The sequence below is a fragment of the Pseudomonas parakoreensis genome (genome assembly GCF_021602155.1).
Lineage (GTDB): Bacteria > Pseudomonadota > Gammaproteobacteria > Pseudomonadales > Pseudomonadaceae > Aquipseudomonas > Aquipseudomonas parakoreensis.
The window spans coordinates 1-13,918 of record NZ_BQHY01000003.1 but is presented as its reverse complement, the minus strand read 5'-3'; the positions used below and the strand labels follow the sequence as shown (position 1 = coordinate 13,918).

Sequence of the window (13,918 nt, the reverse complement as noted above, 5' to 3'; positions counted from 1 at the left end):
TATGGCTGATACACCTGAGCAAGAGATCGTAAGTGCCATTAGCGCTGCTGGTTGGCTGCAAGGAGATACCGTCTCAGGTGACGCCTTGATTGAACACATATCCGAGGAGGTCCTGAAAGGCCAATTCGAGGGGGTGGCTCCAGCTTATTGGATGTTGGCCTCCCATTCCTGCACGGTGCATGCACGCAACCTTTGTGATGCGCCGTGGATAGAGTGGATTGCCGTTAAGGTAAAGAAAAAGGCCTTTGATAAGCAGCTGCACGCCCTCAATCCACGTACGCTGCACCTGCAGCACGCGGAAAAGCAGGTTTTGGAGCTCAAGATTCACAAGCGTGTGTGGACCAAGAGAGCCGTGCTTCCGACGCTCCACCGAAATCCGGTAATCACGCTGAGCGAAGAAAACGGTCAGTATTTCTCATACTGGATGTCCCACCATTACAACCGTATTGCGATGCCGGACGAGTTGGTCAACCGCCTGAAGGCAGACCAAGGTGACGACGGCATGAAGGGCATCGCCGTGCTTGTCGACGATTTCCTCCATCAGAACAACCAATTTTTCGCTAGTGCTTGGGTTTCCTTCAACCCCAAGGGCGAGATTCGCGACCCGGCTGAGCCCTACGAGGTGGTGTTCCGGTTTTTGACCAAACGAGAGCACGCCAGGCGCGCAAATGAGCTGCACGACCAGCTGAATGAATTGCTCGGGGTGGCCAGAAATCTCAACGATGGGCTGTACTTCGGTGGAGCAGACGTCACGGTGCTCCAAGACTTTACCATGCTCGATGCGGAAGACTTCGTGCGGTACAACCTTCACGACTGGCTCAGTGTTGGGGATACCGATGAAGATGAAGAAGGTGCCGATGATGCTGACTGAGCTGCTATCGGCCTCCCCTTTAGGATCTGGGTTTGACCTTAGCTGACCGGCTGCTCTACAAACCAATTGATTTTCTCCGGAGCCGGTGTCACTGTCGCTCCAAGAATAGCCCCCACGCCTCGGGCAGGTCCCAGACCTGTACTGCGCACCAGGGGGTTAGTTGTTTCTAGGGCCCGCCCAGGTCGATCAGGCATGCTTTGGGCGGGCCTCAAACCAGTGGGTGACCACCAAAAGGGTCAGTTAGGCCTACTGCTGCCTATCCTCGCTCGTTACCATCCAGAGACCCTCTATTGATACGGTTTCAGCAAAGATGGATGTCTATAAGGTCCGCATCGAAGACACAGAAAGCAAGATCATCGACAAGGAAGGTTTCGAGGCCGAGACCTTCCGCAGAGATCCATGGTACCAGCCTGGAAGTGCCGGCAAGCTAGCTCAGTTTGCTGTATGCCCGGCATGCGACAACCCTGTCCAGCTGGTTGGGCTGTATGAGCTACCGCCTAACGTGAAGAACCCATTCGGGAAACATGCTACTAAGAGCATTCGCGGCATCGCTCCATTTGATAGTGAGGCCCGTAACGATTGCCCGTACTTCCAGCCTCGCCAGCACAAGAAAACAGAACGAAAAACCAGGTTTGACGGCGTCCCACGGAAGATTCTCAAGCTATTGATCGAACAGTTCGATCGCGTGGTTTACATCCTGGAGAAAGAGACCCAACTGGTCCTTTCCGAGAACGCGTTGAGAGGCATGCTGCAGCGTTACAAGGGAGAGCGTGGCTACCTCTATACCGGCGCGACGCTTCGCAATGTGCCATGGATCTTTGCTTACATGTCGGACGCCACCCGCCTGTTTGGCCAGAAGGTCATTGGAAATGCTGAGCTGGTGAAAGCTATTGCCGCTGAGGTGCCAGGGGCGGAAATCAGCAGCACTGGTCGGCTGGAATCGAAGAAGGTGCCTGGTTCGAAGGCGGCATATTTTGATCTCAAAATGAGTTTCATCCGCCATCGAATCGTCAAAGACAGTGAAGCGTCCGGCTTGGTTGAAAGCATGGAGTTTGTAGTGTCACAGCCTCGCGGAGGTGAGCTTGAGCACATTCACAAGGAAGTCATCAAATTCGATTCGGCTTGGTTCGAATCCCTTATCCGGATGCCGGTTGATCATCCTTATCGCAGAATGGATAGAGTGAAGATGGCCCGGGAGGAACTGGGCGATCTGCTGGAGCTGACTCAGGCCTGAGGAGGCCTGTTGTAAACCACTTTTTTTCACTGTAACCACAGTGGTTTACAGTGAAAAAAAGTGGTTTACAACGTAGCTACGACACGCGCCCTGGCCACTCCCCAGGCCAGCGCGCTCCTCATTGATTCGTTCAGTCGGGCGTCGAACACCTATGCTGCTCGGGGCCTTGCCACGCCGCGGTGTCCTATAATTCATCTTCAGCTGAATGGAGCAAAATGTTGTGAAGCGCACATTCATTGGAATGGTCGAGGCTGGTGAGCCACTGATGAGGCAAGCGCTTGAAGCTATCCGACAGGCCCACGAAGCGGAGGCTGCTGGATTGCCAGACCTTGAGGTACAGCGTCTTCACCCATTGGCAGATTCGCTCTATCAGGCGGTCATTGATTTTCAGCTCCTCAAAGCAGGTAAACCACCGTCGACTATCCAGTGAGGACCTGCCGCTACATGACGAAAAAGATGCCAGCTCTTCTCCCCGACCACCCCATGTATACCGACGCAGTGGATGCGATGAAGCAATACCACGAGGCGCAGGCTTCTGGCTCATCTGCCGAAGAGGTTGAGCGCCTGCGTCAAATCGCAGAATCACAATTTCGGGCTGTCAGCGAGTATCAGCTCAACGCTCTGGGATATCAGTCTCGTCGTCCGCACTGAAGGGATAACCGATCCGGAGGTAGCTTCAGAATCCATCAAGCCAAGCGGAAGACTCACGACGCGGTCCGATTGATCAGCGAGACGGTCGGGAGGGTTTGCACACAGCCCCAAAAAAAAAGCAGCTCCCGAGAGCTGCTTTTTTCTTACTCCCCCTTTTTGTGCTTGTGGGGTTTCAGGTCCGGATGGTCCTTCTGCTTTTCAGGGGTGACTCGCTGCCTTTTGTCCGGAGTGCCATCTTCATTGGTGCGCTTTGGGCCTGGCTTGATGCTCATGCAAAACTTCCTTTTCCGCTTGGGTTGTTGAATGCAGCTATGTAATTAGTCCAGCTTCTCTCAGCTGTCAAAGCAGGCTGGTGCAGAACCGCCTGGCCGATGATCCGGTCCACATCGAACATTCAGAGGCCAGAATAAGAGCCTCCGACAAAGGGCTTACAAGGGGCAGTGAAATCCAGCGCTGAGCGATACGAAGACGTCTGGACGTTCATCATGCCGAGCACGGTGTGGAACAGGTTGTCGTGGCTCAGCGGTGACGTGGTTTGAGCTTTCAAACAACCCACGTTGACCTTTTCGCTCTTCGCGAGCGAGTCAGACATCCAAAGTACCAACGGCACCTTTGTTTGCTCGTCAGGAGCCATCGCGTAAGGCAGCCCGTGTAGATAGAGCCCACCCTCCCCCAGCGATTCGCCGTGGTCCGAAACGTACATCAGCGCAGTGTCGAACTTGGTGTTGGCCGCCAGGATATCGATGAGATTTGCAGTCACATAATCGGTGTAGAGGATTGAGTTGTCGTAGGCATTGACCACCTCCTCCTGCTTACATTTGTCGAGCTCGTTGGTCTCGCACACCGGTGCGAATTTCTTGAATTGCGAGGGGTAGCGCTTGTAGTAGGCCGGGCCGTGACTGCCTTTGTAGTGGAGCACCAGGACAGCATCGCCTTCCTGGCGCTTGATGAAGTCTTGCATCTCCGTGAGCAGCACCCCGTCCTTACACTCCTCGCTGGTGCACAGTTGGGAATCCGCGTGAGAGGCAGCCTTGTGGTTGGGAACCCTGTCGCAGACCCCTTTGCACCCCGAGTTGTTGTCAGTCCACATGACACTGATGCCAGCGCGTTGAAGCACGTCGAGCAGCCCTTCTCGGCTCTTGGCCAAGCCATCTTTGTACTGGGCCTTACCCACGTCCAGGAACATGCATGGCAGCGAGACCGCGGTAGCGGTACCGCAGGAGCTCACGTTCGTGAAGCTAATGACATTTCGCTTTTCTAGTTCCGGATTCGTTTCACGGGAGTAGCCGTTGAGGGAGAAGTTGGCGGAGCGAGCGGTCTCTCCTACTGCCAGTACCAGCAGCCTGGGTTTACGAGCCGCACCCTGTCGATTAACTACCGCATCAGTACCAATGGCCGTCAGCGTTTTAGGTGAGGCCAGCTGACGCTTCAGGTACCCATGGCCAGCCGCAAACAAGTTGGTAGGTACCAGAATCAGCCGGATCTCCCGATTGTTGCGCAGCAAGGAGGCATACGACTGGTACTGACTCAACGCGATGCCAGATAAGGTCAACAGAGCGAGCGACAGAGCAATGAACCTGCTGACCAAAGCTTTGGCCCAAGGCTTGCGCCGGAGGGGAACCCGGGCAATCAGGTAGACGGGCAACACCCCAACCATTGCGACCCAAAGACCGAGCTTCCAATTCAGCAGCTCGGTTGCCTCAGCGACGTCGGTCTCCACAACGTTGGTGAACATTGTGTAATCGATCACGATGCCGTAGGCATTCATGAAGTAACTCGCAAAAGACGCGCTGATCAGTACCAGGCACAGTATGGGTTTGGCCAGCCGCCCCCATGACAGCAAGCTCAGAACGGTAAACACCCATGCGAATACTATGACTGGGAGGCTAGCCGCTAGCTGCCAGTTCACTTCATCGGTTTTGAATACCAGCTTCCAGAGCACGTTCCAGAGCTCAGCGTTCGCGAATAGCAGTAACCAAAAAGTCACCAGGCCGATTAGCAAATTAGTACTGATGCCTTTCTGCCGCGCATTGCGAATAGCAAAGATCCATTTGCTTAACAGGGTGTGAACAATGGATTTGGAAGGTGTCATTATCAAACTCTGGAAGCTGCTTATCCATGGCGGTAGCTATGGAGTTAGCGGGAGCTACAAGGCAAACCGTCGACAGATGCTGAGCGATTGCGCAATGTGCGGAGCGTCAGAGGCCTTAGGCCCCTAGGCGTTGGGGACGCTTAGTATGTGTGAGGCATAGGGATAAAAAGAGAAATGAATCTCGCTGAGCGCATTATTTCCGGGACCTGATAACGACACGATGACCTCGGGATTACAATGCTGACAGAAATCCAATTACTGCTGTTTTGATTGTCATTGATCACGCTATGATCAAAATTAGGGGAATACTACCCACCAAAAGCAATGCTCCGCTCAGCTAGATAAATTTAATTTCACAAACAAAACGGTTTCGTTTTGTCGTAGGCTAATTTTGAACTTTCAATTCAACTTACAAGTCTTTCTCGCGAGCAGAACATAATTTTCAACTTTTGCTCGTTAATATGTCACCCATCAATGAGGGGCGAATACCATGAGCTTTTTCAAAAACATCCTGGGCGGGCACCATGGCCGTGGAAACCACGGTGGAGGCAAGCACCACAGCGGGGGACATGGGGCCGAGCAATATGATCGCCATGGCCGGCAGCAGGGCTGCGACGGCGGTAATCAGGTGTATGACGGCGGGCGCCCTCCCACTCCTGCCCCCATCAAAGATCTGCAGGGCTGCAGGCAGTGCCGGACGGCCAACGATCCGTCAGCACGCTTTTGTCTAAACTGCGGAACACCGCTATCGAGTGGTTGCACCGCCTGCGGCTCGCTGCTGAGTGCAGGAGCAAGATTTTGCAGTCAGTGTGGCCAAGCGACGCTCTAAGGCTAGGTAGACAGGAAGGCCAACGAGACCACAACCCTGCGCAAGGAGAAATACGTGGGTTCAAATCATGACCATGGCAGCGCTGCAGTACGCGAGGGGCATCAGAAGAAGCTAATCATGGCGCTCGGCTTGACTGGCAGCTTCATGATTGCAGAAGTGATCGGTGCGTGGATTACCGGCAGCCTGGCGCTGCTGTCGGACGCATCTCACATGTTCACAGATACTGCCGCCTTGGCGATCTCACTGATTGCACTTCAGATAGCCAAGCGGCCGGCGGATCAGAAAAGAACCTTCGGCTATGCGCGCCTGGAAATTCTGGCTTCGACGTTCAACGCCGTGCTGCTCTTCCTGGTGGCGATGTACATCTTGTATGAGGCCTACCAGCGCTTCTTCATGCCGGCGGAGATCGCTACCGGAGCGATGATGTGGATCGCAATCGCCGGCCTGATCATCAACCTAATTTCGATGCGCCTTCTGGCATCTGCGAGCAACGAAAGCCTCAACGTCAAAGGAGCCTACCTCGAAGTTTGGAGCGACATGCTCGGCTCGCTTGGCGTAATCATCGCGGCACTTATCATCCGCTTCACCGGCTGGACCTGGGTCGACACGATTGTCGCTGTGGCGATCGGCCTTTGGGTTCTGCCGCGGACGTGGCAGTTGCTTCGCGAAAGCCTGGGGATCCTCATGGAGGGTGTCCCGAGGGGGCTCGACGTTACGGCAATCGAGGCCACCATCCTCGGAGTAGATGGCGTGACGGACGTTCATGACTTGCACGTGTGGGCTGTCAGCAGTGGCAGTAACGTGATGACGTCGCACGTAGTGGTTCGGGATTCTGCAGATGGGGATGCTGTGTTGGCGGCCGTCGTGGATGCTGTCAGCGATGCATTCGAAATCCATCACTGCACCATCCAGATCGAGCGGGCAGCTTTCCACGAGAGCGTTCCCTCACCCTCGCACTGACCGATCGGTAAACACCATGCAAACACATCACCCTCCTGGCTGAGGGTGATGTTGCAAAAAAAATGCGGTGAGGGATGCCGTAAACGGCAGGAGCGCTTCAAGGGGGTTGGTGAATGGCTTCGCCTGCCCTCGTCAACAACCTCCAGAAGGCTCAGCGATGGCCTGGATCATCACGAAGTACCTACTCACTGCCGGTATAGTGATTCTCGTGTCAGAGCTGGCGAAACGCAGCGACAAGCTGGGCGGCTTGGTCGCCGCCCTACCCTTGGTCACGGTCGTGACGTTGGTCTGGCTCTATTTAGAGAACCAGAGCATGGAGAAGATCTCCAACCATGCTTGGTACACGTTCTGGTACGTGCTTCCGACCCTGCCGATGTTTATTGCTTTTCCATTGCTGCTACCTAAGCTCGGCTTTTGGCCGACACTGATCAGCAGCATCCTCATCACAATGGCCAGCTTCGGAGGCTTCGCCATACTGCTGCGCCGGTTCGGCATTGAGCTTCTATGATCCGGTGGCCGCAGGGATCATCTTGATGAGTCTTAACGGCTATTAACACACTCGCCCTTCACCAGGTAGCGAACCATGTGCAGTTCGCCTTTCGAGTCTTCGTAGGTCATCATGCTTCTTACATTACCGCAGTACCGCACATTGGGTGATACATACACCAACTTACCAACGTCCAGGTCCATGCCATAGGCGTAGTCTTCTAGTTGAGGCATGGGCTTTTTTACGCGTTGAGCATAATCCGCTGTAGCCTCTCTAGCAGTACGCTCGATGTGTTTATTGATCTCCATACCGCTTTGGGCATTGGCTGTTAGTGATGTAAAGAGCATAAACACGGCGATCGCTGATACAGTAGTGTTCATAAGAAGTCCCTTAATAAAAAAGCGCCCGTAGGGGGGCGCTAAAATTCACCTACCAAAGGAGCGTATGGTTTACAGGTGAATGCACTGGCGCGAACAACTGCTCGGTGCTCTTGCCAAGCTGCTTTGAAATGAGACAATTTCCAAAGCAGCGATGCCTCTTCCGCTGCCCTTAAACTAGCAAAGGAGGCTAACACCAAGATGATCGTGCAATTACAATTTGGACATGTAATAGATTGTAAGATAATTATTCGAGAGAATATCGAGCCGCCACGTGAACTAATTTGCAGAAAGGCGCTGCGGTTTGCGGCCGTGCATGGGGTCTGCCTGCGTGGCGCCCTCGATCCAAGGCCAGTACCAGTCCTTGCAAGCTAACGACCGAAATGCTGCCTGTCCTGGCCGATTCCACCTGCCAGGCGAATCTGTCATACACCGCCGCAGGCCCCAGAATCCGCTATGCTTAGGGGTGGAGCCTGCATGACTGTCAGAAATCTTGCGGCTACATTACAAATTTGTAGGATTTCGCCGCGGCCAGCTTCTTCGCGTTAAGATTCAAGCGTCCTCAGGTGACCCGGCGTATGGACAGAGGTAGCGACTACCACATGCCATACCCTCAGCCAAACTTTCGAACAGCCTGCAACCATAATCTTGGCGGATTAGGCCAACTCCTTCCTCACACCTTGAGATAAGTTATGCGCGTTCTAGTTGTGGAAGACGAAATTAAAACTGCCGAATATCTTCAGCAGGGCCTATCCGAAAGCGGGTATGTCGTAGATATCGTGCACAACGGTGTAGATGCTCTGCACTTGTTCAACACTAATGTCTATTCGTTGGTCCTCCTGGACGTGAACCTCCCGGGTATCGACGGCTGGGACCTGCTGGAAACCATCCGTAAGACCAGCCGGGTCCGCATCATCATGCTGACCGCCCGCGGACGCATCAATGACAAGCTCAAGGGCTTGGACGGCGGCGCGGATGACTACCTTGTGAAGCCATTCGAATTCCCTGAGCTGCTTGCTCGCATCCGTTCGCTGCAACGCCGTGGTGATGAGTTAGTCGAGAAGAGCTCGCTGAAAATTGCCGATCTGGAACTCGACTCCGTCCGCCATCGCGTCTTCCGCGGTGGCACACGCATCGATCTCACCACCAAGGAATTTGCGCTTCTGCACCTGCTCATGAGCCGAACGGGCGAAGCGCTGACTCGCTCTCAGATCATCTCGTTGGTCTGGGATATGAATTTCGATTGCGACACCAATGTCATCGATGTAGCCATCCGGCGCTTGCGCTCGAAGATCGATGACCCGTTTGAAACCAAGCTCATTCACACGCTTCGTGGCGTTGGGTACGTTTTTGAGGAACGCGCATGAGGCCATTCAGCCTGGCTGCAAAGCTGGGGTTAAAAGTTGGGTTGATGAGCGCAGCGTTGCTGCTTCTGTTCGCCACCTTTGGCTATCTGATGGTAGGCAAGGCTCTGGAAAGAAATGCCAGAGCAGACCTGGAAGTAAAGATGGCGGGGATGGCTCACAACCTGTCCACCATCCCGGACATCTCCGGCGTCAACGCGGATGCGCATCAGCTTGTCGATTTGGTCATGGGCCACAACAACCTGTATGTGAGCATATTCGATACCTCACAGAATCAGACTCCCCTGCTCTCGATTGGCTCGAAACAGGTCAATCTGGAGGTGCACAAGTTTCAGCCGGCGGCCCAGCCCAAAGAGCACGAATGGCGTGATACGCAGGACCGTCCTCTGCTGAGTGCTTCTCGAATCATGCGTTTGGGCGATGGAACAGAGGTCAGCGTCTATATGACCATGGACCAGTCATCCAGTGAGGCGCTGCTCGATGCGTTGCTGACCTGGGCCTTGATGATGTCCCCCGTCATCCTCGCACTGATCTTGGCCATTGGCTGGTGGACTGTGCGCAGAGGCCTGCTACCACTGACCAAGTTCCTCAAGATCGCCTCGAAAATCTCAACCGAGAGCCTCGACCATCGCCTTCCAACTGATGGGATGCCGGCAGAACTCAAAATGCTCGCCGACGGCATCAACATCATGCTGGCTCGCCTGGATGATGGGGTTCAGCAGCTCTCGCAGTTTTCTGACGACCTTGCTCACGAACTTCGAGCACCGCTTTCCAACCTGATGGGCAAGGCCCAGGTTGCCTTGACCAGAGAACGATCGCTTTCCGAGTACCGGGAGGTTCTGGAGTCGTGCACAGAAGAGCTGGACCGCATGAGCCGCATGGTTTCCGACATGCTGTTCTTGGCCCAGGTCAGTCATCCAGCATCAATGGTGGAGTTCGAATCCGTCTCCTTGGTCGACGAGGTTCAGCGAGTGTGCGATCTCTTCAGCATTTCAGCAGAAGAAGGCGAGATTCAGCTGCAGATCTCCGGCAGTGATGACGTGGTGCGCGGGAATCGCCTGATGGTTCAACGTGCCGTCTCGAATCTGGTCTCGAACGCGATCCGTTACTGCCCTCGCGGCCGCACGGTCTACGTTAAGGTGCAGCATAGTGCGAGCGGTACGACGTTGAGTGTCGGCAACCCCGGCCGTGGTATTGCCAAGGAACACCACGCGCACTTGTTTGAGCGGTTCTACCGTGTGGACAAGAGCCGAGCACGGAGCGAAGGCGGTACCGGTCTTGGCTTGGCCATTGTGCAGTCGATCATGAGTCTGCACCAGGGATCGGCGAGCGTGGAGGTGACCGAAGAAAACTTCACCTGGTTCCACCTTCACTTTCCGGAAGCCCAGCAAATGCAGCCGGCAATGACCGCCGCTTAAATTGCGCAGACACGATTAGGCCCGTCAATCGACGGGCCTTTTGTTTGCCTCAATGCATCAGTGCCGAAGGACCACAGGGTCCATGGGCGACCGCAGAATCACCGACTTAATAATCTTCTGTTCGTCAGGATTGGCGTTTTTCCACAGGTGTGAGAAGTACTGAGCATTCACTTTCTCTTGAGCACTTACGCTGCCGGCGGCATCGATCAGGCGCATGGTCGAGTAGACACAGATCAGCGCCAGAATGAAGAACGCCGTGGCGACCACCATCACATAACGCTTGGCCAGCACCGGTGCCCGCTTGAGCTCCTGGATAGAGGCGTCCGCCGCCTTTGTCGCTGCTGTAAGCTCCGAGATCAGTGGCTGGATGGCGGTGTCGACTCCGCGGCATGCAGCTGAATACGCTGATGCAGCGGCGCGCAAGGCAACCTCCTCCGCGTTCGACCAAGCCTTCTCCGCCTTTCGCACCTCCTCCTGAATCTGCCGGCCGACAGCGTCCACCTGCTCCACCAGTTCGTTCGACCTCTCCAGAACAGCGCTGGAGGTGCGCGTCTGCGAGGTCAGCTCATCGAGCTGGACAGTGAGTTTTTCAGTGCAGCGGCGAAAGTCACCGATAGCAACTGCCCAGGGCTCTATGTCATTCATGGCTATCTCCTAGGGCGGCCAACAACGCCGCGCTGAATTAACGCGCTAGATATCAAAATTGTAATTTAAGAGAAAATTCGAAGTCGCCCTCGACAGTGCCGAGATAGACATGATCCTTCCAGATTTGAAGATTTAACGCATCCTATCTGCAGCCAAAATTACGGAATTGTAATTATTGACTCACCTTGTCGTTAGCTTCGCGTTCCTAAACTACAAACCAACAAAGGCCGCTAATCAGGTTGGCCTAGTATGAACCGAGGTTCACAATGAAATTTGTCAAATCTATCGCTATTGGCAGCCTGCTGCTGGGTCTCATGGGTACCGCTTACGCTGAAGGCGGCTTCGAGCGAACGAAACAGTTCAACGAGAACTTCCGAACCGAACAGGCTCGCCTATGGAGCGATGACTCTTCGGACCAGAACAAACAACAAGTCGCTCAAGAGCAAAAGAAAGAAAGCAAGGATGGTAAGGAACAAGCCGACAATTAATCGGCGGTTAAATAGGACTTCAAATGACGAAAGAAATCGACAAAAAAGCCAGGGTAAAACCTGGCTTTTTTGTGCTTGGAATTTAGCCTTCGTTCTTGCGAGGCGTTTCCGCATTGCTTTCTCCGGCCAGACCCTCGGCACCTTGTGCGGGGCGTTTCCAATGGCACAGCAGGAGCTGGCTGGCGTTCGCTTCGGTGATCGATGTGCAAGCTAGATCAGCGGGCAGACCATCCTTGCTGTCTCGCAAGCGCCTGGACAGATAGAACGAGCCATCCCGCGGCCACTTGGCAGGATCCTTGATGTTCTCGGACTTCCCGCTGCTGTAAAACTCCGACGAGTATGAGCGGCGGCCAGGATAGATCAGGGGAGCGGAATGAGCAGACTGCACATTGAGCCAGGCTTGAACCACATCCCGCTGATTCTGAGGGCGCTCCTCTAGTACCCCGGCGTAGATGATGCCCGCACCGATGATTGGCAACACCAATGCGCTCGCAGCGGCAGCCCAGGTGGTCTTCGGGCCAACTTCGCTGACCCGTGCAGACAGCAGCAATGCCCACGCTGGCAGCGCGGGTAGCAGGTAGGTCCACAGAATGTTGCCTGCAAATGTGAAGAAGACCGGTGTCGCCAAGGCCCACAGCCAGAGGTAGGCTTTGAAGCGCTGCATCGATCCACGCTTGCGGATCAACAGTGGTAGAAACAAGGCCCATGGCAGTAGCGACAATCCGAGCTGGATCCAGATGCTGCCGTACGGCTTGGCATGAGCACTACCATAGAGGTCCCCTGCCCAGTTACTGACGACGTAGCGGCTCCAGTGCTCACCAACGAAGAAGTACTCCATGAAGCCGGGCGTTTTCATCTCGGCCGCGACATACCATGGCACGGATATACCGAACATGAGTACAAGGCCGCTAATCCAGGGAAGCCTCAGTACCCGTCCCCATTCCTTGTAGATAACGAACCAGGCGAATGCCGGCGCCCCCATAAGCACCAGGGTCAGCGGCCCTTTGGCAAGCAAGCCCAGCCCGAGACCTGCGAACATCAGGTAGGCATCCGCCTTGCTGGCGCACTTCATCCAACGCCAGAAACCGTAGCTGGCCAGCAGAATCGAGAACGACAAAACAGGGTCAGTCAGCACAACACCGCTGGAGACCAGGCCAAGTGTGGTGCTGGAAAAAATAATGGCAGCCCAGATGCCGGCGTTACGAGAAATCTGCTGCGTGCCGAGTTTGATGATGATGAAACAGCTTGCCAGGTGGAGTAGCCACGCTGGGAAGCGCGCAGCGAACTCGTTAACGCCGAAGACCGTCATGCTCGCGGCCTGGGTCCAGAAGGACAACGGAGGCTTGCCCCAGAACGGTACCCCGTAGTCGAACATGGGCGTGATCCAGTCATTCAACTCGACCATCTTGCGAGCCATTTCAGCGTAACGGGCCTCAGATGTGTCCATCAGCGGGTAGATGCCCAGCCCCACCAAACGCAATAGCAAAATCGAACCCAGGACCCACCACAGCGTCCTCTCGTTCTTCAGGTTCAGCATTTCTTACCCTCGATCGAAGCCATCGAAGGGTGGAGTGACACGGGATCTGCCTTGTTGCTGTGCTTCAGGAAATAGAGAGGCCGGCGCTTCACTTCCGCGAGTGTCACGCCCAGGTACTCCCCCACCATGGCGACACCGACGCACATGAATGAAGCCATTCCGACGATCAGGTGATGGATGTCGAAACTGCCTGCCACAAGCGACGCAAGCATGTAGCAGATGCTGGAGACGAAAAGACCGAAACTGATGAGGCTGAAAATGCGCAGTGGTTTGCGAGAGAAGCTGACGATGCTCTCGATGGCCAGATTGAACAGGCCAGCTGCATTCCATTTGGTGCTCCCGGCATGGCGAACAGTGCGATTGTAGGGCAGTTCGATGGTACGAAAGCCTACCCAGCCGATCATGCCTTTGAGAATCCTGGAGCGTTCATCCAGGGCCCGCAGGGCTGCCAGCGGCGCAGGCCCAATCAATCGGAAATCGCTGACATCGGCCGGCATGTCCACCTTCTCCACCAGGCGCTGCATGACCCAGTAGTAAGCCCGGGCACTCATGCGCTTGAACCACGAATCACCGATTCTCAGGTTGCGCTGCATGTTCACCACGTCGTAGCCGCGTTGCCAGTAGTCCACCATGGCCGCGATGAGCTCTGGTGGATCCTGCAGGTCGACATCAATGAAGATCAGCGCACTGCCACGGGCATGGTCTATCCCGGCGCTCAGTGCAGCCTCTTTGCCGAAGTTGCGACTCAGGGACAGGCAACGTACAGATGACCCATCCTGATAGTGGCGAAGAATGTCGGCCGTCCGGTCATTACTGCCGTCGTCGACATAGAGGATTTGTAACCGATCCATCACTCACACATTCAAAGCCGCCCATTGAAGCCCGATGCTGCGCTCCCGATCTCTTTCTGGAGCCAGCACCTCATGATGCGTCCCGACGCCAAAGTCGAAAAAGTTTACCTTTAC

The 13,918-nt window shown here is 54.9% G+C and carries 15 protein-coding genes and 1 pseudogene; 10 read left to right on the top strand and 6 right to left on the bottom strand.

Annotated elements, in window-relative coordinates; all coding sequences use genetic code 11:
• Position 1 precedes the first annotated feature (1 nt).
• The 4 genes from L6D63_RS04835 to L6D63_RS04820 all read left to right on the top strand — a co-directional run bounded on the left by L6D63_RS04835 (position 2) and on the right by L6D63_RS04820 (position 2,756).
• Complete coding sequence (locus L6D63_RS04835) at positions 2–871, top strand: hypothetical protein (RefSeq protein WP_016497350.1); 870 nt, start codon at positions 2–4, stop codon at positions 869–871.
• A 310-nt stretch (positions 872–1,181) separates the two neighbouring features.
• The gene (locus tag L6D63_RS04830) at positions 1,182–2,105 is read left to right on the top strand and encodes a hypothetical protein (RefSeq protein WP_010951435.1); all 924 of its coding nucleotides are present in this window, start codon (positions 1,182–1,184) and stop codon (positions 2,103–2,105) included.
• Between the two features lie 220 nt (positions 2,106–2,325).
• On the top strand, positions 2,326–2,535 hold the full coding sequence (locus L6D63_RS04825; protein WP_003298409.1) for a hypothetical protein: 210 nt from the start codon (positions 2,326–2,328) through the stop codon (positions 2,533–2,535).
• 14 nt (positions 2,536–2,549) lie between these two features.
• On the top strand, positions 2,550–2,756 hold the full coding sequence (locus L6D63_RS04820; protein WP_003298411.1) for a hypothetical protein: 207 nt from the start codon (positions 2,550–2,552) through the stop codon (positions 2,754–2,756).
• Positions 2,757–2,899: 143 nt separating this feature from the next.
• Here the strand turns inward: L6D63_RS04820 and L6D63_RS28615 are convergent, their stop codons facing one another.
• Together L6D63_RS28615 and L6D63_RS04815 are read right to left on the bottom strand one after the other, a co-directional pair.
• On the bottom strand, positions 2,900–3,028 hold the full coding sequence (locus L6D63_RS28615; protein ID WP_003253468.1) for a hypothetical protein: 129 nt from the start codon (positions 3,026–3,028) through the stop codon (positions 2,900–2,902).
• Between the two features lie 122 nt (positions 3,029–3,150).
• A complete protein-coding gene (locus tag L6D63_RS04815; RefSeq protein ID WP_003298414.1) occupies positions 3,151–4,848 on the bottom strand; it encodes a phosphoethanolamine transferase in 1,698 nt (565 codons plus the stop codon).
• A gap of 490 nt (positions 4,849–5,338) precedes the next feature.
• Here L6D63_RS04815 and L6D63_RS04810 point away from each other — a divergent pair, with 490 nt between their 5' ends.
• From L6D63_RS04810 to L6D63_RS04800, 3 genes are all read left to right on the top strand, one after another.
• Complete coding sequence (locus tag L6D63_RS04810; protein ID WP_079732563.1) at positions 5,339–5,677, top strand: zinc ribbon domain-containing protein; 339 nt, start codon at positions 5,339–5,341, stop codon at positions 5,675–5,677.
• A gap of 54 nt (positions 5,678–5,731) precedes the next feature.
• Positions 5,732–6,637 (top strand): cation diffusion facilitator family transporter, encoded by a 906-nt coding sequence (locus L6D63_RS04805; RefSeq protein WP_010951438.1) that lies wholly within the window; start codon positions 5,732–5,734, stop codon positions 6,635–6,637.
• 157 nt (positions 6,638–6,794) lie between these two features.
• A complete protein-coding gene (locus tag L6D63_RS04800; RefSeq protein ID WP_011953105.1) occupies positions 6,795–7,145 on the top strand; it encodes a DUF3147 family protein in 351 nt (116 codons plus the stop codon).
• A gap of 32 nt (positions 7,146–7,177) precedes the next feature.
• Here the strand turns inward: L6D63_RS04800 and L6D63_RS04795 are convergent, their stop codons facing one another.
• Complete coding sequence (locus L6D63_RS04795; RefSeq protein WP_010951440.1) at positions 7,178–7,504, bottom strand: DUF2790 domain-containing protein; 327 nt, start codon at positions 7,502–7,504, stop codon at positions 7,178–7,180.
• A 689-nt stretch (positions 7,505–8,193) separates the two neighbouring features.
• Here L6D63_RS04795 and L6D63_RS04790 point away from each other — a divergent pair.
• On the top strand, positions 8,194–8,868 hold the full coding sequence (locus tag L6D63_RS04790; protein ID WP_003253457.1) for a heavy metal response regulator transcription factor: 675 nt from the start codon (positions 8,194–8,196) through the stop codon (positions 8,866–8,868).
• On the top strand, positions 8,865–10,283 hold the full coding sequence (locus L6D63_RS04785; RefSeq protein ID WP_010951441.1) for a heavy metal sensor histidine kinase: 1,419 nt from the start codon (positions 8,865–8,867) through the stop codon (positions 10,281–10,283). The genes L6D63_RS04790 and L6D63_RS04785 overlap by 4 nt, the downstream gene beginning before the upstream one ends.
• Positions 10,284–10,340: 57 nt before the next feature.
• On the opposite strand, the gene L6D63_RS04780 is transcribed toward L6D63_RS04785, so the two are convergent.
• A complete protein-coding gene (locus L6D63_RS04780) occupies positions 10,341–10,928 on the bottom strand; it encodes a hypothetical protein (protein ID WP_010951442.1) in 588 nt (195 codons plus the stop codon).
• Positions 10,929–11,194: 266 nt separating this feature from the next.
• Between L6D63_RS04780 and L6D63_RS04775 the strand changes: the two genes are divergently transcribed.
• Positions 11,195–11,416: a hypothetical protein gene (locus tag L6D63_RS04775; protein ID WP_010951443.1), complete on the top strand. Its 222-nt coding sequence runs from the start codon at positions 11,195–11,197 to the stop codon at positions 11,414–11,416.
• 82 nt (positions 11,417–11,498) lie between these two features.
• On the opposite strand, the gene L6D63_RS04770 is transcribed toward L6D63_RS04775, so the two are convergent.
• Positions 11,499–12,953, bottom strand: coding sequence for a phospholipid carrier-dependent glycosyltransferase (locus L6D63_RS04770; RefSeq protein WP_010951444.1), 1,455 nt, complete (start codon positions 12,951–12,953; stop codon positions 11,499–11,501).
• A pseudogene (locus L6D63_RS04765) lies at positions 12,947–13,792 on the bottom strand (glycosyltransferase family 2 protein); the annotation flags it as partial. The gene L6D63_RS04770 and the pseudogene L6D63_RS04765, both read right to left, overlap by 7 nt.
• Between the last annotated feature and the right edge of the window lie 126 nt (positions 13,793–13,918).

Coding starts and splice junctions, on each gene's coding strand:
- L6D63_RS04815 (WP_003298414.1), bottom strand. CDS start 4,848: ATGACACCTTCCAAATCCATTGTTCACACCCTGTTAAGCAAATGGATC.
- L6D63_RS04835 (WP_016497350.1), top strand. CDS start 2: ATGGCTGATACACCTGAGCAAGAGATCGTAAGTGCCATTAGCGCTGCT.
- L6D63_RS04775 (WP_010951443.1), top strand. CDS start 11,195: ATGAAATTTGTCAAATCTATCGCTATTGGCAGCCTGCTGCTGGGTCTC.
- L6D63_RS04770 (WP_010951444.1), bottom strand. CDS start 12,953: ATGCTGAACCTGAAGAACGAGAGGACGCTGTGGTGGGTCCTGGGTTCG.
- L6D63_RS04820 (WP_003298411.1), top strand. CDS start 2,550: ATGACGAAAAAGATGCCAGCTCTTCTCCCCGACCACCCCATGTATACC.
- L6D63_RS04830 (WP_010951435.1), top strand. CDS start 1,182: ATGGATGTCTATAAGGTCCGCATCGAAGACACAGAAAGCAAGATCATC.
- L6D63_RS04800 (WP_011953105.1), top strand. CDS start 6,795: ATGGCCTGGATCATCACGAAGTACCTACTCACTGCCGGTATAGTGATT.
- L6D63_RS04780 (WP_010951442.1), bottom strand. CDS start 10,928: ATGAATGACATAGAGCCCTGGGCAGTTGCTATCGGTGACTTTCGCCGC.
- L6D63_RS04785 (WP_010951441.1), top strand. CDS start 8,865: ATGAGGCCATTCAGCCTGGCTGCAAAGCTGGGGTTAAAAGTTGGGTTG.
- L6D63_RS04795 (WP_010951440.1), bottom strand. CDS start 7,504: ATGAACACTACTGTATCAGCGATCGCCGTGTTTATGCTCTTTACATCA.
- L6D63_RS28615 (WP_003253468.1), bottom strand. CDS start 3,028: ATGAGCATCAAGCCAGGCCCAAAGCGCACCAATGAAGATGGCACTCCG.
- L6D63_RS04790 (WP_003253457.1), top strand. CDS start 8,194: ATGCGCGTTCTAGTTGTGGAAGACGAAATTAAAACTGCCGAATATCTT.
- L6D63_RS04810 (WP_079732563.1), top strand. CDS start 5,339: ATGAGCTTTTTCAAAAACATCCTGGGCGGGCACCATGGCCGTGGAAAC.